The following is a 17,520-nucleotide window of genomic DNA, read 5'->3' on the forward strand; positions in this document are numbered from 1 at the left end:
CCGGGTGAAAAACCCTCGAGGTGTCAGTGTTTACCGCTGAGCAGCCCCTGCTCCGCCTCGCACAGCCCCACCACATAATCCCAGACCACCCGCAGCCGCACCGATTTGTGCAGCTCGCGCCGGGTGCTGATCCAGTAACTGCGCTCAATACGCTCCTCCGGCAGCAACAGCCGCAGATCCGGATCCGACGCCGCCATATAGCAGGGCAACACAGCAATCCCCAGGCCCGAGCGCGCCGCCTCCTGCTGGGCGATCACGCTGGTGCTGTGGAATACAACGCGCGGGCTGCGGCAGAAACTATTGAGAAACATCAGCTCCTGGCTGAACAGCAGATCATCCACATAGCCGATCCACGCATGCCGGGCGAGGTCTTCGCGACTCTGTAGCGGCGGTGCCTTGTCGAGGTAGGCCTGACTGGCGTAGAGCGCCAACCGATAGTCCGTGAGCTTGCGCGTGACCAGCATGTCGGCAGCCGGGCGTTCGAGGTGGATGCTGATTTCCGCCTCGCGGTTGAGGATGCTGACGAACCGCGGCACGGCCACCAGCTCCACCTCCAGGCCGGGATAGCGTTCGAACAGGCCGATCATGCGGCTGGCGAGAAATTTGATACCCAGCCCTTCCGTGACGCCGACGCGGATCTTGCCCAGCGGCGCGGTGGATTGGGTGATCTCTTCCTGGGCCAATAGCGCGACGTTTTCCATGGCCTCGGCGTGCTTGAGCAGCGCCTCCCCCGCCGGGGTCATTTCGTAGCCTTGGGCATGCTGGACGAACAGTGCGGTGCCGAGGCTCCGTTCGATGGCCTCGATGTGCCTGGCGACGGTGGCGTGAGTGGTGTTCAGGCGTCGGGCGGCCGTGAGCAGGCGGCCGCTGCGTTGCAACTCCAGAAAAAACCGCAGGTCGTTCCAGTCGAACATGGGGTGTCCTTGTCAGCCAGGGTCAAGCCAGGCTGTTCGAAAACGCACAGCGGCTGGGTAAAAACTAACATTCTTTTAACGAAAGCTAACAACTAGAGTGTCCGACAATAAAAACAAAAAGCGAGGTCAGGGAATGCAGACTTCCCTTGAAGAATACGACTACATCGTGGTCGGTGCCGGACCTGCCGGCTGCCTGCTGGCCAATCGATTGTCGGCAGACAAGCAGCAGCGGGTGTTGCTGCTCGAAGCCGGCGGACGCGACAACTATGCGTGGATTCACATCCCGGTTGGCTATCTGTTCTGCATTGGCAACCCACGCACCGACTGGTGCTTCAAGACCGAAGCCCAACCCGGCCTGCAGGGTCGCAGCCTGAGTTACCCGCGCGGCAAAGTGCTCGGTGGCTGCTCCTCCATCAACGGCATGATCTACATGCGCGGCCAGGCCGGCGACTATGACGGCTGGGCGGCCGAGGGCAATCCGGGCTGGGCCTGGAACGACGTGCTGCCACTGTTCAAACAGAGCGAAAACCACTTTGCCGGCGCCGCTGAATTTCACGGTGCCACGGGTGAATGGCGGGTTGAGCAACAGCGGTTGTCATGGCCGATTCTCGACGCGTTTCGCAGCGCCGCGCAGCAGAGCGGCATCGCCAGCATCGACGACTTCAACCAGGGCGACAACGAGGGTTGCGGCTACTTTCAGGTCAACCAGAAGGCCGGGGTGCGCTGGAACGCGGCGAAAGCATTTCTCAAACCGATTCGCGAGCGGGCCAATCTGACGGTGCTGACCGGGGTTGAAGTGGATCGGGTGCTGCTGGAAAACGGCCGTGCTTGCAAAGTCAGCGCGCGTCACGAAGGCCAGGTGAAAAGCTTCAAGGCGCGCAAGGAAATCATCCTCTGCGCCGGTGCCGTCGGTTCCCCGAGCATTCTGCAGCGCTCCGGAATCGGCCCGCGGCCGTTGCTGGAACACCTCGGCATCGGCGTGATTCATGAGCTGCCGGGGGTTGGCGGCAACCTGCAGGATCACCTGCAATTGCGCCTGATCTACAAACTGCAAAACGCCCGCACGTTGAATCAGATCGCCGGCAGCCTGTGGGGCAAGATGGGCATGGGCCTGCGTTATCTGTATGACCGCAGCGGGCCGCTGTCGATGGCGCCGAGTCAGTTGGGCGCGTTTGCCCGATCAGGGCCGGAGCAGACTTCAGCAAACCTTGAATACCACGTGCAACCGCTGTCGCTGGAGCGCTTTGGCGAGCCGCTGCACAGCTTCCCGGCGTTCACCGCGTCGGTCTGTGATCTGCGTCCGCAGAGCCGTGGGCGGATCGACATCCGTTCGACGAATCCTCAGGACGCGCCGCTGATTCAACCGAACTACCTCAGCCATCCGGAAGATTTGCGCGTGGCCGCCGATGCGATCCGCCTCACCCGCCGCATCGTCAGCGCCCCGGCCCTGCAAGCGTTCAAACCGGTGGAGTATCTGCCCGGCGACAGCCTGCAAAGCGAGGCGCAACTGCACGAAGCGGCGGCGCGAATCGGCACGACGATTTTCCACCCGGTCGGCACCTGCCGCATGGGCAATGACGCTGACGCGGTGGTCGATGCGCAACTGCGCGTGCATGGCGTGCCCAGCCTGCGCATCGCCGACGCCTCGATCATGCCGCGCATCACCTCGGGCAATACCTGTTCGCCTACGCTGATGATTGCCGAGAAGGCGGCACAACTTATCCTGGCTGGACCTGTACAGATTCCCAATGTGGGAGCGAGCCTGCTCGCGAATGCGGTAGCACATTCAACATAAAAGTTGACTGACACATCGCTTTCGCGAGCAGGCTCGCTCCCACAGGAATCAACCGCCGATTCAAGGCATCGCGCTTCATCCGGACACGCAACACCAGTGGAACAACAAAAACAATCACTGTGAGGGATACCGATATGTCAGAACACGCTCAGCCGCTGGATGCCGCGAGCGGCGCCAGCACCAGCAATGCCACACAGAAAGTCATCTTCGCCTCGTCGCTGGGGACGGTGTTCGAGTGGTATGACTTCTTCCTCTACGGCGCCCTGGCGGCGGTGATCAGCAAACAGTTCTTCGCCGGCGTCAACGACACCACCGCGTTCATCTTCGCGCTGATGGCCTTTGCCGCCGGGTTTATCGTGCGGCCGTTCGGGGCGCTGGTGTTCGGTCGGTTGGGGGACATGATCGGGCGCAAATACACCTTCCTCGCGACCATCGTCCTGATGGGCATCGCCACGTTCTGCGTCGGTCTGCTGCCGAACTACGCCAGCATCGGCATCGCCGCGCCGATCATTCTGGTGGTGCTGCGCATGCTCCAGGGCCTGGCGCTGGGCGGTGAATACGGCGGCGCCGCGACCTACGTGGCGGAACACGCGCCCATCGGCAAGCGCGGTTTCCACACCAGCTGGATTCAATCCACCGCGACCCTCGGCCTGCTGCTGTCGCTGCTGGTGGTGCTCGGTTGCCGGTACTTCACCGGTGACCAGTTTGAAGTCTGGGGCTGGCGCATTCCGTTTCTGCTGTCGATCGTGCTGCTGGGCATTTCCACCTGGATCCGCCTGAGCCTGCACGAGTCGCCGGCCTACCTGAAAATGAAAGAGCAAGGCAAAGCCTCGAAAGCGCCGATCCGCGAATCCTTCGGCCAATGGGAGAACCTCAAGGTCGTGCTGATCGCGCTGTTCAGCATCAACGCCGGGCAAGCGGTGACCTTTTACGCCGCGCAGTTCTACGTGCTGTTTTTCCTCACGCAGTTTCTGAAAATGGATCCGGCCGTTGCCAACAGCCTGCTGATCATCAGCGTGGTGATCGGTGCGCCGTTCTTCATCATTTTCGGCTGGCTGTCGGACAAGGTCGGACGCAAACCGGTGTTGATGCTCGGTTTGCTGCTGGCGACGGCGCTGTACTTTCCGATTTTCAAATCCCTCGCCCACTACGCCAATCCGGCAATCGATCAGGCCAGCCGTCAGGCGCCGATCACTGTACTGGCGGACCCAGCAACCTGCACCTTTCAGTTCGACCCGGTGGGCAAGGCCAAATTCGACAGCCCGTGCGACAAGGTCAAGACCTTCCTGGTCAAGCAAGGCCTGCCCTATACCAGCGCCGCAGCGCCGGCCGGCAGCGGCGTGCAGGTGAGCATCGGCGACGTGAGGATCGACGGCTATGACGAATCGGCCCTGCGCGGCGCCGTCACCCTCGCCGGTTACCCGCAACAGGCCGACCTGCAGCAGATCAACAAACCGATGATCGTGGCACTGATCGTCGCGCTGATCATCATCTCGGCCATGTGCTACGGCCCGCTGGCCGCGCTGATGGTCGAGCTGTTCCCGACGCGCATCCGCTACACCTCGATGTCCCTGCCGTATCACATCGGCAACGGCTGGTTCGGCGGTTTCCTGCCAACGGTGTCGTTCGCGCTGGTGGTGTACACCGGGGATATTTTTTATGGGCTGTGGTACCCGGTGCTGATTACCGGGGTGAGCCTGGTGGTGGGGATGATTTGTCTGCGGGAGACGAAGAATATCGATCTCGATAAGAACTGATTCCAGATCAAGTGAGCTTACCTGTGGCGAGGGAGCTTGCTCCCGCTCGACCGCGAAGCAGTCGCAAAACCTGTAACCGTGGTGTACCTGATGCACTGTAATTGCAGGGTTTAGGGTCGCTTCGCAACCCAGCGGGAGCAAGCTCCCTCGCCACAGGTGATTTACTCGGTGACAGATTTACGTGTCAGGCATCCGCCTTGATCACCTCAAACTTCACCTGATCCGGATAAAACGCCACGTAGTCACGAATCGGCGCGACCGAGACTTTCGGATTTTCGTAAGTCCACACCGCATTCGCCGCCTCATGCCCCGGTATTTGCAAGCTGAAGTAATTGGCGTCGCCCTTGTACGGGCAATAACTGGTGTGGTCGGTGCGGGCGAAGTATTTTTCGTCGATGTCCTCGCGGGGCACGTAGTACACCGGCGGGTAGTTGGCCTCATGGAGGACCAGCACATGCGAGGACGCCGCGACCTGGATGCCGTGGAATTTCACCAGCAGGCAACCGGGGAGTTCTTCGAGGGTGATGACGGGGTTGAGGCCGGTGGTGCTCATGGGGGTTTCTCCAGGGACAAATGAACTGTGGCGAGGGAGCTTGTCGAATCGTCGCACCGTCCCGCTGGGCTGCGTAGCAGCCCTAAATCCAGGAATCGCGTGTGTCAGGTATAACGCGATTTCCGAGTTTGCGACGGCTTCGCCGCCGAGCGGGACGGTGCGACGATTCGACAAGCTCCCTCGCCACAGGACGATAGTTGCCCTGAATCGGTGTCAGTCAGGATCAGCTCAAACCACGATATCCGTCGCCAGCGCCTGCCCCACCACACCTACGGCAAAGTCCACCTCCCCCTGCCCCGTCAGATCGATCAGCAGCCCGGTCTGACCACTCTGTGCGTAATAAGTCAGGATTGCATCGCCCGCATGGCCGGTGAAACCGCTGACGAAGTTCAGCGTGGCCGCGCCCGTGGCGAAACCGGCGATGCCCGAGAGGTCGATCTTGTCCACGCCGCTTTTGAAATCCATGATCCAGTCCGGCTGGTTGTTGGTCGAGTCGCTGGCCGCACCGAACACGAAGGTGTCCGCACCCTCGCCGCCCCACAGCACATCCGCGCCGCCACCGCCATAAAGGATGTCGTTGCCGGCTCCGCCGAACAGATGGTTGACGGCCGAGTTACCGATCAGCAGGTCATTGCCGGAACCGCCAACGGCGTTTTCCACGGTCACGCCATAGGCGATCGACACGTTACCGACCAGCCCGCCGACATCGGAGAACGAGCCTTCATTGAGGTTGATTTTCTGGTTCTGGGTGAAGCCGGAGAAGTTCAGCGTGTCATCGCCGCCACCGTCCCACACCGAGAACACCAGCTTCGACGACGCCGAGGTGGCGCTGTAGTAATCGCGCCCGGTATTGGAGCCGAAACCGTAGGTGGTGTTATCGGCGCGAGTCTCATAGTTGGCGCCGTAGAGTTTTTGCACGGCGACGATATCGTCCAGCAGCGGTGCCGAGGCGTAGGCGCCGCTGCCGTCCTTGCTGAAGTTCTGGTCGGTGTTGGCTTCGCTCCAGTAGCTCATCAGGCTGTAGCCACGGGTGTCTTCGGCATATTTGGCGTCGTTGTAGGTCGGGTTGCCGTTGCCGGCGTTGTAGGCGCCGGGGTGCGACAGGCCGAGGGTATGGCCGATTTCGTGGGTCAGGGTCTGACGCCCGTAGTTGTTGGTGTCTGGGGTCTTGTTGACCTGATACTGGTTGTTGATCAGGTACCACGACTGGCCATCGTAGCTGCCACCGCTCGGCAGGTAAGCGAACGCCGCACCGCCAGTGCTGACGTCGTAGTTGCCGAAGGTCATGTGGCCGTCGCCGCCTTTACCCTCGGTGAAGGTCACCTTGGCCACGTCGGCCCAGGATTGCATCGACAGCACGGCCTGGGCCTTTTGTTGAGCGCTGAACTGGCTGAAATTGCCGAGGTTGGGGTTGTAGTTCGCCGGTTTCTCGGTCAGGAAGGTGTAGGTCAGGGAGATTTTGCCGTCGCCGTTCTTGTCGTGCCACGACAGGTTTTTGCGCAGGATTTCGTCGGCCGCCTGGTCGGCAGTGAACGACGGTTTGCCGTTCACCAGGCCGACGCCACGGTCGTACAGGTGGCTGAAGGCGTTCACTTCGTCATAGGCGCTGCTGGATTTTGCTTTGGCTTGAGCCATGGTGGGACTTCCTTGTTTCAGAGTAGTCAGTGCGTTCGGACGTTGGCGATCATCTGGCGGGATCGTCCTGTCTCTCGCGTTTCTTGAAGGCCCGACGAACCTGCCATGCCCGGCAAGCGCGGCACCATTCGATTTCTCGATAGTGGTGCGCGACGTCCCGGTAATACCGGTCATTCCCGGCAACGTTTTGATCTGTATATCCATACAGATAAAAGTTGCCCCCGACGCCAACTGCGGCCATCCTGTGCACCTCCAGTGAACTGATTGACGACGGTGGTTATGCGGCTGTACCTCTGTGAAAAACCTTCCCAGGCCAAAGACATTGCGGCCGTGCTCGGCGCCAAGCGTCGCGGCGACGGCTGCTGGCTGGGAACGGACGTCACAGTGACCTGGTGCATCGGCCATTTGCTGGAAACCGCACCGCCGGATGCCTACGACGCGCGCTACAAACGCTGGGTACTGGCGGATCTGCCGATCATCCCGGACAAGTGGAAAATGACCGTCAAGCCGCGCACTGCCAGCCAGTACAAGGCGGTCAAGCGCCTGCTCAGCGAGGCCAGCGAACTGATCATCGCCACCGACGCCGACCGTGAGGGCGAGATGATTGCCCGGGAACTGGTCGAGCACTGCCGCTATCGCGGGCCGATCCGGCGCTTGTGGCTGTCGGCGCTGGATGAAGCGTCGATTCGCAAGGCCCTGGCCGCGCTGAAGCCAGGGGCGGAAACCTTCAGCCTGTATCACTCGGCGCTGGGGCGCTCGCGGGCGGACTGGCTGATCGGCATGAACATGAGCCGCCTGTTCACCTTATTGGGCCGGCAGTCCGGCTATCAGGGCGTGCTGCCGGTCGGTCGGGTACAAACGCCGACGTTGCGACTGGTGGTGGATCGCGACCGCAGCATCGCCGATTTCGTCCCGGTGCCGTATTGGGCGATCGATGTGCAACTGCTGCACGACGGCACGCGGTTCACTGCGCAATGGCGTGCGCCCAACGACGTTTGCGACGATCAGGATCGCTGTCTGAATCAGGCACTGGCGCAACAAGCGGCGGCGGCAATCAGCAATGCCGCCACTGCGCGGGTGATGAAGCTGCGCACCGAACGCATGCGCGAAGTAGCGCCGCTGCCTTTCGATCTGGGCACCCTGCAGGAAGTCTGCTCGAAGAAACTCGGTCTCGGCGCCCAGGAAACCCTCGACATCGCCCAGGCCCTCTACGAAACCTACAAGGTCATCACCTACCCGCGCAGCGATTGCGGCTTTCTGCCGCTGAGCCAGCACAGCGAAGCACCGGGGATACTTGCGGCACTCCGTCAGGCCGACCCGAGCCTTGACGCGCTGAACGGTCACCTCGACCCGCAGCGCCGCTCCCGAGCGTGGAACGACGCCAAGGTCAGCGCCCACCACGGCATCATCCCCACGGCTGCGGCGAAAAATCTCGAACGCCTGAGCGGCAAACACCGGGCGGTCTATACCCTGATTCGCGCGCGTTATCTGGCGCAATTTCTGCCCAACCACGAATACGATCGCACCCAGGCCGATTTCGATTGCGCCGGTGAAGCATTGCGCGCGGTCGGCAAGCAGATCATCGAACCGGGCTGGAAACGTGCCCTGCCTGAAGCCCTCGCCCCGGCCAAGGGCCGTGAAGCGCCAGCCCCGCAAACCCTGCCGGCGCTAAGCCAGGGTATCGATTGCGCCGTGGCCGGCGTGAACCTCAAGGATCTGTGGACCCAGCCGCCCAAGCCCTACACCGAGGGCGATCTGATCAAGGCGATGAAGAACGTCGCCAGACTGGTGGAAGATCCGCTGCTCAAACAGAAACTCAAGGACACCACCGGCATCGGTACCGAAGCGACCCGCGCTTCGATCATTCAGGGTCTGCTGGATCGAGGTTATCTGGTGAAGAACGGCAAGGCGCTGGCCGCGACCCCGGCGGCCTTCAGCCTTATCGACGCCGTGCCCCGGGCGATTGCCGATCCCGGCACCACCGCCATCTGGGAACAGGCGCTGGACATGGTGCAGAGCGGCGAGATGAGCCTGGAAGAGTTCGTCACCAAACAGGCGGCGTGGATGAGCAAGCAGGTCACCCGCTGTTCGGCCCTGAACCTGACCATCAGCGGCCCGCCACCGGCCGGCAAGGCTGCCGCGCCGTGGAAGAAAAAGCGTAAATCGACGCGCAGTAAAACTTCTGGCACCACACAACGCAAAACAAAATAGGCTTTTGTGGCGAGGGAGCTTGCTCCCGCTCGGCTGCGCAGCAGTCGCAATCCTGCAACTATGGTCTATCTGAAACATCGCGATTGCAGGTTTTAGGGCCGCTTCGCGCCCCAGCGGGAGCAAGCTCCCTCGCCACAGGGTTCTTAAGTCTCCCTTTTGGAGTTCATTGACCATGCCCACCATCGAACTGCACCCCGCCCACCGCGACGAACTGCAAACCATCGAAAACCTCATGCAGTTCTACATGTACGACTTCAGCCAATGGCTACCACTGAAACTCGGCGGACATGGCTTCTTCAGTATTCAGCAGAAAGACGACTATTGGCGCAATCCCGCTACCCAACCGTTCCTGATCCGCGTCGGCGGTGAACTGGCCGGCTTCGTGACCGTGGATAACGACACCCACATCGACGGCGCCGAACACAACATCGGCTACTTCTTCCTCACTCGACGCTTCCGTGGCCAAGGCGTCGCGCAGTTTGTCGTCTCTGCCCTCTTGAGCCGTTTGCCCGGTCAGTGGCAGATTTTCCATATCGACGCCAACCTGCCTGCACGGCACTTCTGGGCCAGGTTGATCCCCAAATTGAGCGGTGGTGAGTTCGTCCGCCAGCAGCGTTCGGTCGACGGTTATCCCTGTACCTTCTACTTCTTTCACAGCCCCGCGTCCGTTGCCTGAACGGAACTTTTCTCATTCCAAAACAGCTTTGTCCGACAATATGTAGTGATCAAAAATAATCACTACAAAACCGTTGACGGCGTCGTTTTGCTTTTGCATGATGAAGACGTTCCCCGATCGGGAACATCGGTAACACGCTTGAGCAAACTCGTCTGACCGCCGAGTTGTTTTTTCCGGATACACGCTGCCCACAAGGCAGATTGAAGAAGCTGACCTGGCCTGAACGTCCAGTACAAGGACGAGAAGCGCTGGCGAAAATTCTCAAGACGCTTGTGGTCGACCCTGAAAACGTCGTCAAGGAGCCTCCCGGTTTTCGCTGCTTCTCCTCGTTGTGACGCTATTGCGTAGCAGTTATTCAACACGACTACATGCAACAGACGCATGACCCCGTACTTCTCACGGGCGACCGCTGACGTCCTGGTTTCGGTGCCAGGGATCAACTAACCGATGGGCTACCTGTATTAGCGAATCAACTTTGAAAGATCACCAGACTGGTCAAGGGGCAAACATCATGAATCTGAACAATCAACCTACTATCGAAGAACTGGCTCGTATGTTCGCGGCGCAAAAAGACAGCCACGACAGCCACATTCTCTGGATCAGCAAGTCGGGTCAGGTGCATATCGACTGCCTGTCGCCCCACGCTGGTGAAGAAGAATTCGACCGCAGCAACCAGAACCTGCTGGCCCGCCTGAAGATGTACCGCCGTGGCCACGGTTATGTCGGCAAAAAAGCTGCGGCCGATAAAGACTTCATCGGCAATGTGCTGCAGACGCTGAAACAGGCGTGGGATTCGATGCAGAACAAAAATGAAGTTCGGGTGATTGACCGGTTTTGCTGAGTTATAACTTCAATAAATAAAAAGGGCCTGCTTCCAAAAGAAGCAGGCCCTTTTTATTGCTCCCTGAAACTGCCTAAAGGGGGATATTGAGTTCCAGCACCAGATTCATGAACGCCACTGCCGCCGCACTGTGGTAATTATTGCGCCGCCGCAACAACGTCGCTCCACGCTGCGGCGCTTCATGCTCGACGCTCAAGCGACGCAACGCGCGGTCTTCAGTCGCAATCGCCTCGGGCAACATCGTCGCCATCGACGCATGTCGCACCACCTCCAGCAACGTGCTCACCGAGTTCACTTCGATGTGCACCTGCGGCGTGATCCCCAACTGACGAAAATATTCATCGATTGATAACCGGGTAATGAAGTCAGGTGCCAGCAAGGCGAAATCCAGCTGTGCAAGGTCACTCGACGTCAGTACCCCGCTGCTGTCGTACAGCGGATGTTCACGCCCGACCATGACCCCCAGGGTTTCGGTAAACGCCGGAATGCACTCGAGATCGGGGTGGCGCACCGGGGTAAAGGCAATCGCGATGTCCAGCGAATCATCCGCCAGTCCCGCTTCGATATCGTCCATCGACAGCTCGAAAATCTGCAGATGGATACCCGGGTAGCGCGCCGCGAAATCACGCACCAACGGCCCGACCAGATACGCCATGAAGGTCGGGGTCATGGCCAGGCGCAGGTTGCCACGGGACAGATCCTTCACGTCATGCAACGCCCGCTTGCCCGCCTCCAGCTCCACCAGCACCCGCCGCGCGCACTCAATGTAAGCCTCGCCGGCATCGGTGGCCTTGACCGTGCGCGAAGTGCGATCGAACAGGGCCACCCCCAGAGTTTCCTCAAGTTGGCGGATCTGTTGCGACAAGGTCGGCTGCGACACGTGCAACGCCTCCGCCGCCCGGGTGAATCCGCCGTGGTCGGCCACGGCCAGCAGATAACGCAAATGTCGCAACAGCATCGGGCTCACCATCTATAGGCAGGACTTATGCGAAGCATTGTATATCGGTCTTGGACGCTATGGATCAACCGGCAGAAGATGGCTCCCACACAGCAAGCCAACCTTGAAAGGAGTGACACCATGCAACAGTCCCACGCTTACAACGATGCCAGCCTGGCCCTGACCACCCGCATTCTCGACATCAAGGCCCGCAAAAATCTGTCGTGGCAGGATCTGGCTGACGACACCGGCCTGAGCCTGGCCTACGTCACTGCGGCCCTGCTCGGCCAGCACCCTTTGCCGCAAGACGCCGCGCAAGTGGTCGGCGCCAAGCTTGAACTGGACGCCGACGCCGTTGCCGCCCTGCAAATCATCCCGTTGCGCGGCAGCCTCAGCGGCGTGCCGACCGACCCGACCATCTACCGCTTCCACGAGATGATCCAGATCTACGGCACCACCCTCAAAGCCCTGGTCCACGAGCAGTTCGGCGACGGCATCATCAGCGCCATCAACTTCAAGCTCGACATCAAGAAAGTCGAAGACCCGGAAGGCGGCTCCCGCGCCGTGGTCACCCTCGACGGCAAGTTCCTGCCGCTGCGTCCGTTCTGATCCACCCGGCCCGCACCAGAGGTGCGGGCCCATCCAAATCTCAATTGCCAAGTCGTCACCCCAACTACCTGGAGGCTGCCCCATGCACAAAATTCTGTTGACCCTGGCCCTGCTCGCCGGCCTCGCCGCCCAGGCCCAGGCTGATGAAGAGGCCATTGCCTACCGCTACGGCATGGCGCTGGATATTGCTGAAGTCATGAGCATCACCCCGGTCGCCGACGTCTGCGGCGTTGTACCGGTCGAGATGACCTACCTCGACAGCCACGGCGCAAAACACATTCTTCAATACAGCGAATTCGGCACCGGCTGTTCGAACTGAGAGGACAACACCATGAAAAACCTGATCGAAGGCTTCCTGAAGTTCCAGAACGAGGCGTTTCCGCAACGCACCGAACTGTTCAAACACTTGGCGACCACTCAACAACCCGGGACCTTGTTCATCACCTGTTCCGATAGCCGGGTGGTGCCGGAGCTGCTGACTCAGCAAGAACCCGGTGAACTGTTCGTGATCCGCAACGCAGGCAATATCGTGCCGTCCTACAGCCCGCATCCGGGCGGGGTTTCGGCAACGGTGGAATACGCGGTGGCGGTGCTTGGGGTGACTGACATCGTGATCTGCGGCCACTCCGATTGCGGCGCGATGACCGCGATTGCCCAGTGCAAATGCATGGATCATCTGCCCGCCGTCAGCGGCTGGCTGCAACATGCCGAGTCGGCGAAAGTGGTGAACGAGGCACGACCGCACGCCAATGACGCGGCGAAATTGAGTGCGATGGTGCGGGAAAATGTGATCGCGCAACTGGCGAACATTCAGACCCACCCGAGCGTGCGCCTGGCCCAGGAGAAAGGCCTGCTGAACCTGCATGGCTGGGTCTATGACATCGAGACCGGGTCAATCGATGCGCTGGCGGCGGATCGCCGTACGTTTGTACCGCTGGCTGAGCAACCGGCGACGTGTGCGGTGCTGGCAAAGACCAGCGCAGCCGCCTGAAGGAGAACAGTGCAACCCTGTGGCGAGGGAGCTTGCTCCCGCTGGGGCGCGCAGCGGCCCTCGCTTATTTGGGTCCGCTGCGCAGACCAGCGGGAGCAAGCTCCTTCGCCACAGGTTTGGTGTTCAGATCAGCGTTTTACGCTGAGGTCGATCTGAGTCATACGGCTACGAACCGTAAACACCCCATCCCCCGAAAGAATCGCACTGCGCGCAAACAGGCGCCCGCTCTCCCAGTTCGAAAGCCCCAGCTCCGGCTTGTTCAACGCGTACTGCCCATCGACCCAACGGGTAATCCCGTTACCCACAAACGGCGCGTTCACCGCGTTGTAGAAACGCTCCTGGGCCGCCGCATCCTCGCTGATCAGCGACACCGTGAATTGCGGGCTGTAGCGGTTGAACAGCGCGATCGCCTGATCCAGATCATCGACGATCATCAGACTGACTTCCGGGGTTTCTTCCCATTCCCACTCGCGACCCAAATCGGACTCCGCCAGCGCTTCGGCCAAGGCCTCGGTCTGATAACCCTCGGCGCGATAGACCTCGACCGTTGTGTTCTGCCACTCGGCCGGCAGGTAGCTTTCACTGCCCGCGACGATGTGCAGTTTGCAGCCCTGCCCACGTGCGTTACCGGCCTGCTTCAGCGCATCGAGGAACAACGGCAGCAGTTCGGCGACACGGTCGCGTTGAATCAGGCAAACGTTCAGCGTGTTGCAGACCTTGCGATCCAGCGAGTTGCGCACCACGGCGGCGAAGCGTGTGGCATCGGCATCACGATCGGCAATCAGCCATGCGCCGCCAGTGCCATGCAGGCTGACCGCCGTGCCCGCCTGCTGGGCGATGCTGCCCAATTGGCTGACGGCACGCCCCGAACCCCGGGCCACCGCCAGCGACAGACGCCGGTCGGCGAACATCGCCCAACCGGCGGCGTGATTGACGCTTTCCACCAGCGACACCGCCCCCGCCGGCAGACCGGCATCGGCCAGCGCCGGGTTCAGCGCGTGAGTGACGATCGCTTGCGCGGTGCCCAATGCATCGCTGCCGATGCGCAGCACCGCGGTGTTGCCGGTGCGCAGTACGCCGGCGGCATCGGCGAACACGTTCGGCCGTCCTTCAAACACGAATGCCACAATGCCCAGCGGCGACACCACTTGTTCGACTTTCCAGCCGTCGTGTTCGACGCTGCTGATGACCTTGCCGCGCGTGGCCGGCGCATCACGCCAGGCGCGCAGACCGGCGATCATGTCACGGCGCATGCGCTCGTCGGCGAGCAGCCGGGTGGTGGAGCGACCACGGGCCTTGGCGCGTTCGATGTCGGCCAGGTTCGCCGCTTCGATCAGGCTCCAGCATTCCGGGGTTTCCAGACGTTGGGCGAACAGATCGAAGAAACGACTGATGGCTTGGTCGGTCACCGCCGACAAGGCAGTGAAAGCCGCTTCAGCGCGTTCGATGGCCACCGCAGCGGCCTGTTGATCGACCACCGGAATCAGCAACAGCTCGCCACTCACCTGCTCGACCAAAAGGTGGTCACCGGGCTGAAACCGCGCCGCCAGTTCGGGGCTGACCAAGGTCACGCGGTTACCAGCGAAAGGGATCGGCGTGCCGGCGACTAGACGTTCGAGCGCAAGAGACATGAAGCGGATTCACCATATGAGGGGCGGCCGGAAAATGTAGCGGATTCTGCGCTGAAACACACCTTCTACAAACACCAGCAAACCTGTGGGAGCTGGCTTGCCAGCGATGAGGCCGGCAAGCCCGGCATTGACGTTGCTGAACCACCGCTATCGCTGGCAAGCCAGCTCCCACAAAGTCTTGCAGTGTTTGAAAGATTGGGTCAGAACACCGACCAGCCAATCCGCGAGCTGAGCATCTCCAGCGCCGCCATCCCCGCCAGCGAGTTGCCGGCAGCGTTGAGTTCCGGCGACCACACGCACACGCTGAATTGCCCCGGCACCACCGCGACAATCCCGCCGCCGACCCCGCTCTTGCCCGGCAGGCCGACGCGATAGGCGAAATTGCCGGCCTCGTCGTACAAACCGCTGGTGGCCATGATCGAGTTGACCTGCTGAGTCTGGCGACGGGTGAGGATCTGTTCGCCGCTGTGTTTGCAGAACCCGTCGTTGGCGAGGAAGCAGAACGCCCGCGCCAGGTCGATACAGTTCATGCGCAACGCGCAGTGGCTGAAGTAGCTGCGCAATACCGCTTCGACGTCGTTGTGGAAGTTGCCGAACGATTGCATCAGGTACGCCATGGCCGCGTTGCGGGCGCGGTGCTGGTATTCGGATTCGGCGACCTTGCCGTCGACGATCACCTGTGGATTGCCCGACAGGCGCCGCACGAAGTCACGCATCGACAGGGCCGGCGCGGCGAATCGCGACTGGTTGATGTCGCAGATCACCAGCGCCCCGGCGTTGATGAACGGATTGCGCGGACGCCCGCGCTCGAACTCCAGCTGCACCAGCGAGTTGAACGGCTGGCCGGACGGCTCGTGTCCCAGACGCTCCCAAATCGCCTCGCCGGAATGCTCGATGGCCTGCACCAGGCTGAACACCTTGGAAATACTCTGCACCGAGAACGGCGTCTCGGCATCGCCGGCGCAATACATTTCGCCGTCGTTGCCGTACACGGCGATGCCCAGTTGATTGGCCGGCACAGTGCCGAGGGCGGGAATGTAGTCAGCCACTTTGCCCTGCCCGATCAGGGGCCGGACAGCGTCAAGAATCTCGTTCAACAGCGCTTGCATGCCGGGTTCCGAAGTCTCGCCCCATGGGATTGCGGGGACACTGGGGCTAGACGCTGCGCAAGCTTGCGGAATCACACAAACCCTGTAGGAGCTGCCGAAGGCTGCGATCTTTTGACCTTGCCTTTCAAAATCAAGATTAAAAGATCGCAGCCTGCGGCAGCTCCTACGGAGATCGGTCAGTGTGCGCCGTCGAGGCCGGCGAGCAGCGCACTGTCGCGGCTGTAGATATCCGGCGCATAACGCACTTGCCCATCCTTGCCGACCTGCGCCGTCCAGTAGGTCATCAGGATCGGCACCGGGGCCGACAGGCGGAATTCGTGGGTGCTGCCGGTGGCGAGCAACGTGTCGGTACGCGTACGTTCCGCCGGGGTCAACAGCAGGTCACGCAGTTGCATCGGGTGCTCGACCCGCACACAGCCCGAGCTGAAGGCGCGCGGGCCTTTGTCGAACAGGGCCTTGCTCGGCGTATCGTGCAGGTACACGGCGAACGGATTGGGGAAGCGGATCACCAGTTGCCCCAGCGGATTCCGTGGCCCGGCCTCCTGGCGCAGCATGATGTTGCCGGGGTTGTCCCAGTCGATATCCGCCGCGGCCAACGGCTGGCCATGGGCGTCGAGGACTTGCAGGTTCTGCCGGCTGAGGAAGGTCTGATCCTTGCGGATCGCCGGCAGTTTGTCTTCTTTCCAGATGGTCGGCGGCACGGTCCAGGTCGGGTTCAGGGTCAGGCGCGTAACCCGGGATTTGAGCAGCGGGGTCTGACGTTCGGCACGACCGACCTGAGTGCGGGTCTGCCAGACCGGCACACCGCCCTGATACAGGGTCAATTCGGCGGCGGCGACGTTGACCAGCAAACCGTCGGGCTCCATGTCCTGCGCCAGCCAGCGGAAACGCTCGAGGTTGACCCGCAACTGCTCGCGGCGCGTCAGCGGACTGATGTTGAGTTCGGCAATCGTTCCCGGCCCGACCACCCCGTCGGCCTGCAACGAATGGTTGGCCTGAAAGCTCTTCACCGCTTCCACCAGCACGCCTTCATAGGCATTGCCGGGCGTGCCGGTGACGTGAGTCAGATAGCCTTCGTTGAACAGGCGCTGGGCCAGTTCCGGCACGCGTTTGTCCTCCATCGCCGGGCGCAGCAGCGGGCCGTTGCCCACCGACTGCCAGTGCGGCAAGGCCTGCAGCCGTTGGCTGGCGTAGAGATGACGCAGGCTTTGATACTGCGCCAGACGCGGACGCGCCAGATCGAACGCGGCTTTGATGTCGTGCAGGCCGGGTACGGCGATCGACAGCAATTCAGCCTGACGATCACGCGGGGTGTCATCGGCATGCCACAGCGGCTCGAAATGCGACTGCAACAGACGCCCGAAATGCAGGTCTTGCAGCGCTTGCAGATAAAAGCGGCTGATGTCGATATCGGCGCACAACTCGCCGTCCTGCGGCGGATTGACGGCCACCGGATAGCGCTTGGGATTGAGGCCATCGTCGGCCAACAGCTGCAACTGCGCGCGCAACGCTGGCAAACGCCCGGACTCACTGGCCCACACCGGCAGCCAGTCCTGCTGCTGGTAGAACGTTTGCAGTTGCGCCAGCGCCGGACCACTCAACTGTGCGGCAATCGCCGGGCATGCCTGAGGCAAACCGATCAGCACCGATTGCAGCGGACTTTGTGGTTCGACCGGCATTTGCGCCGGCGGCGTCGGCAGGGTCTGCAACGGCGGCAAGGGTTCATCGGCACAAGCGACAAACGGCGCAGCGAGCAAACAAATGCTCAAGTAGCATGCGTACTTTTTGAACAACTGCTTTACTCCAATCCGTGGCCGTCTCATTGACGGTCAACCTTACATCAGGTGCGCTGAACAGTCAG

General features: G+C 61.3%; 15 protein-coding genes. 8 read left to right on the top strand and 7 right to left on the bottom strand.

Going from position 1 to position 17,520, the window contains the following annotated elements; genetic code table 11:
- Window positions 1-23: 23 nt before the first annotated feature.
- Window positions 24-914 carry a LysR family transcriptional regulator gene (locus OC71_RS22055; protein ID WP_041073375.1) on the bottom strand — a complete coding sequence of 297 codons (891 nt, stop codon included), beginning with the start codon at window positions 912-914 and terminating at the stop codon, window positions 24-26.
- A 133-nt stretch (window positions 915-1,047) separates the two neighbouring features.
- On the opposite strand from OC71_RS22055, the gene OC71_RS22060 reads away from it, so the two are divergent.
- On the top strand, window positions 1,048-2,709 hold the full coding sequence (locus OC71_RS22060) for a GMC family oxidoreductase (protein ID WP_041073377.1): 1,662 nt from the start codon (window positions 1,048-1,050) through the stop codon (window positions 2,707-2,709).
- A 134-nt stretch (window positions 2,710-2,843) separates the two neighbouring features.
- Entirely contained in the window at window positions 2,844-4,466 is a 1,623-nt protein-coding gene (locus OC71_RS22065) for an MFS transporter (RefSeq protein WP_041073379.1), read from the top strand.
- Window positions 4,467-4,650: 184 nt separating this feature from the next.
- On the opposite strand, the gene OC71_RS22070 is transcribed toward OC71_RS22065, so the two are convergent.
- Together OC71_RS22070 and OC71_RS22075 are read right to left on the bottom strand one after the other, a co-directional pair.
- Entirely contained in the window at window positions 4,651-5,019 is a 369-nt protein-coding gene (locus tag OC71_RS22070; protein WP_041073381.1) for a DUF427 domain-containing protein, read from the bottom strand.
- A gap of 228 nt (window positions 5,020-5,247) precedes the next feature.
- Entirely contained in the window at window positions 5,248-6,654 is a 1,407-nt protein-coding gene (locus OC71_RS22075) for a serralysin family metalloprotease (protein ID WP_041073383.1), read from the bottom strand.
- Between the two features lie 279 nt (window positions 6,655-6,933).
- On the opposite strand from OC71_RS22075, the gene OC71_RS22080 reads away from it, so the two are divergent.
- The 3 genes from OC71_RS22080 (at window position 6,934) to OC71_RS22090 (ending at window position 10,382) form a co-directional block, all read left to right on the top strand.
- Window positions 6,934-8,865: a DNA topoisomerase III gene (locus OC71_RS22080; RefSeq protein ID WP_041073385.1), complete on the top strand. Its 1,932-nt coding sequence runs from the start codon at window positions 6,934-6,936 to the stop codon at window positions 8,863-8,865.
- Between the two features lie 172 nt (window positions 8,866-9,037).
- Entirely contained in the window at window positions 9,038-9,541 is a 504-nt protein-coding gene (locus OC71_RS22085; protein ID WP_041073387.1) for a GNAT family N-acetyltransferase, read from the top strand.
- 511 nt (window positions 9,542-10,052) lie between these two features.
- Entirely contained in the window at window positions 10,053-10,382 is a 330-nt protein-coding gene (locus OC71_RS22090; RefSeq protein WP_041073389.1) for a hypothetical protein, read from the top strand.
- A 73-nt stretch (window positions 10,383-10,455) separates the two neighbouring features.
- Here OC71_RS22090 and cynR read toward each other — a convergent pair whose 3' ends face one another.
- Window positions 10,456-11,340, bottom strand: a complete 885-nt coding sequence (cynR, locus tag OC71_RS22095) for a transcriptional regulator CynR (RefSeq protein ID WP_041073391.1) — start codon at window positions 11,338-11,340, stop codon at window positions 10,456-10,458.
- A gap of 120 nt (window positions 11,341-11,460) precedes the next feature.
- On the opposite strand from cynR, the gene cynS reads away from it, so the two are divergent.
- From cynS to OC71_RS22110, 3 genes are all read left to right on the top strand, one after another.
- Complete coding sequence (gene cynS, locus OC71_RS22100) at window positions 11,461-11,928, top strand: cyanase (RefSeq protein ID WP_041073392.1); 468 nt, start codon at window positions 11,461-11,463, stop codon at window positions 11,926-11,928.
- 82 nt (window positions 11,929-12,010) lie between these two features.
- Window positions 12,011-12,247, top strand: coding sequence for a DUF2790 domain-containing protein (locus OC71_RS22105; protein WP_041073394.1), 237 nt, complete (start codon window positions 12,011-12,013; stop codon window positions 12,245-12,247).
- 12 nt (window positions 12,248-12,259) lie between these two features.
- Window positions 12,260-12,919 carry a carbonic anhydrase gene (locus tag OC71_RS22110; RefSeq protein WP_041073397.1) on the top strand — a complete coding sequence of 220 codons (660 nt, stop codon included), beginning with the start codon at window positions 12,260-12,262 and terminating at the stop codon, window positions 12,917-12,919.
- Between the two features lie 128 nt (window positions 12,920-13,047).
- Here OC71_RS22110 and OC71_RS22115 read toward each other — a convergent pair whose 3' ends face one another.
- The 3 genes from OC71_RS22115 to OC71_RS22125 form a co-directional block, all read right to left on the bottom strand.
- A complete protein-coding gene (locus OC71_RS22115; protein WP_041073399.1) occupies window positions 13,048-14,550 on the bottom strand; it encodes an aldehyde dehydrogenase family protein in 1,503 nt (500 codons plus the stop codon).
- A gap of 200 nt (window positions 14,551-14,750) precedes the next feature.
- The gene (gene glsB, locus OC71_RS22120) at window positions 14,751-15,659 is read right to left on the bottom strand and encodes a glutaminase B (protein ID WP_027611723.1); all 909 of its coding nucleotides are present in this window, start codon (window positions 15,657-15,659) and stop codon (window positions 14,751-14,753) included.
- A gap of 176 nt (window positions 15,660-15,835) precedes the next feature.
- Window positions 15,836-17,452 carry a murein L,D-transpeptidase gene (locus OC71_RS22125; RefSeq protein WP_041073401.1) on the bottom strand — a complete coding sequence of 539 codons (1,617 nt, stop codon included), beginning with the start codon at window positions 17,450-17,452 and terminating at the stop codon, window positions 15,836-15,838.
- Between the last annotated feature and the right edge of the window lie 68 nt (window positions 17,453-17,520).

Origin of the sequence: Pseudomonas sp. W15Feb9B (assembly GCF_000828175.1) — a bacterium.
GTDB classification, from domain to species: Bacteria; Pseudomonadota; Gammaproteobacteria; order Pseudomonadales; family Pseudomonadaceae; genus Aquipseudomonas; species Aquipseudomonas parakoreensis.

Excerpts from the sequence above, each read along its gene's own strand:
- OC71_RS22075 (WP_041073383.1), bottom strand. The coding sequence starts at position 6,654 with ATGGCTCAAGCCAAAGCAAAATCCAGCAGCGCCTATGACGAAGTGAAC.
- OC71_RS22060 (WP_041073377.1), top strand. The coding sequence starts at position 1,048 with ATGCAGACTTCCCTTGAAGAATACGACTACATCGTGGTCGGTGCCGGA.
- cynR (WP_041073391.1), bottom strand. The coding sequence starts at position 11,340 with ATGCTGTTGCGACATTTGCGTTATCTGCTGGCCGTGGCCGACCACGGC.
- glsB (WP_027611723.1), bottom strand. The coding sequence starts at position 15,659 with ATGCAAGCGCTGTTGAACGAGATTCTTGACGCTGTCCGGCCCCTGATC.
- cynS (WP_041073392.1), top strand. The coding sequence starts at position 11,461 with ATGCAACAGTCCCACGCTTACAACGATGCCAGCCTGGCCCTGACCACC.
- OC71_RS22070 (WP_041073381.1), bottom strand. The coding sequence starts at position 5,019 with ATGAGCACCACCGGCCTCAACCCCGTCATCACCCTCGAAGAACTCCCC.
- OC71_RS22110 (WP_041073397.1), top strand. The coding sequence starts at position 12,260 with ATGAAAAACCTGATCGAAGGCTTCCTGAAGTTCCAGAACGAGGCGTTT.
- OC71_RS22090 (WP_041073389.1), top strand. The coding sequence starts at position 10,053 with ATGAATCTGAACAATCAACCTACTATCGAAGAACTGGCTCGTATGTTC.
- OC71_RS22080 (WP_041073385.1), top strand. The coding sequence starts at position 6,934 with ATGCGGCTGTACCTCTGTGAAAAACCTTCCCAGGCCAAAGACATTGCG.
- OC71_RS22055 (WP_041073375.1), bottom strand. The coding sequence starts at position 914 with ATGTTCGACTGGAACGACCTGCGGTTTTTTCTGGAGTTGCAACGCAGC.
- OC71_RS22065 (WP_041073379.1), top strand. The coding sequence starts at position 2,844 with ATGTCAGAACACGCTCAGCCGCTGGATGCCGCGAGCGGCGCCAGCACC.
- OC71_RS22115 (WP_041073399.1), bottom strand. The coding sequence starts at position 14,550 with ATGTCTCTTGCGCTCGAACGTCTAGTCGCCGGCACGCCGATCCCTTTC.
- OC71_RS22105 (WP_041073394.1), top strand. The coding sequence starts at position 12,011 with ATGCACAAAATTCTGTTGACCCTGGCCCTGCTCGCCGGCCTCGCCGCC.
- OC71_RS22085 (WP_041073387.1), top strand. The coding sequence starts at position 9,038 with ATGCCCACCATCGAACTGCACCCCGCCCACCGCGACGAACTGCAAACC.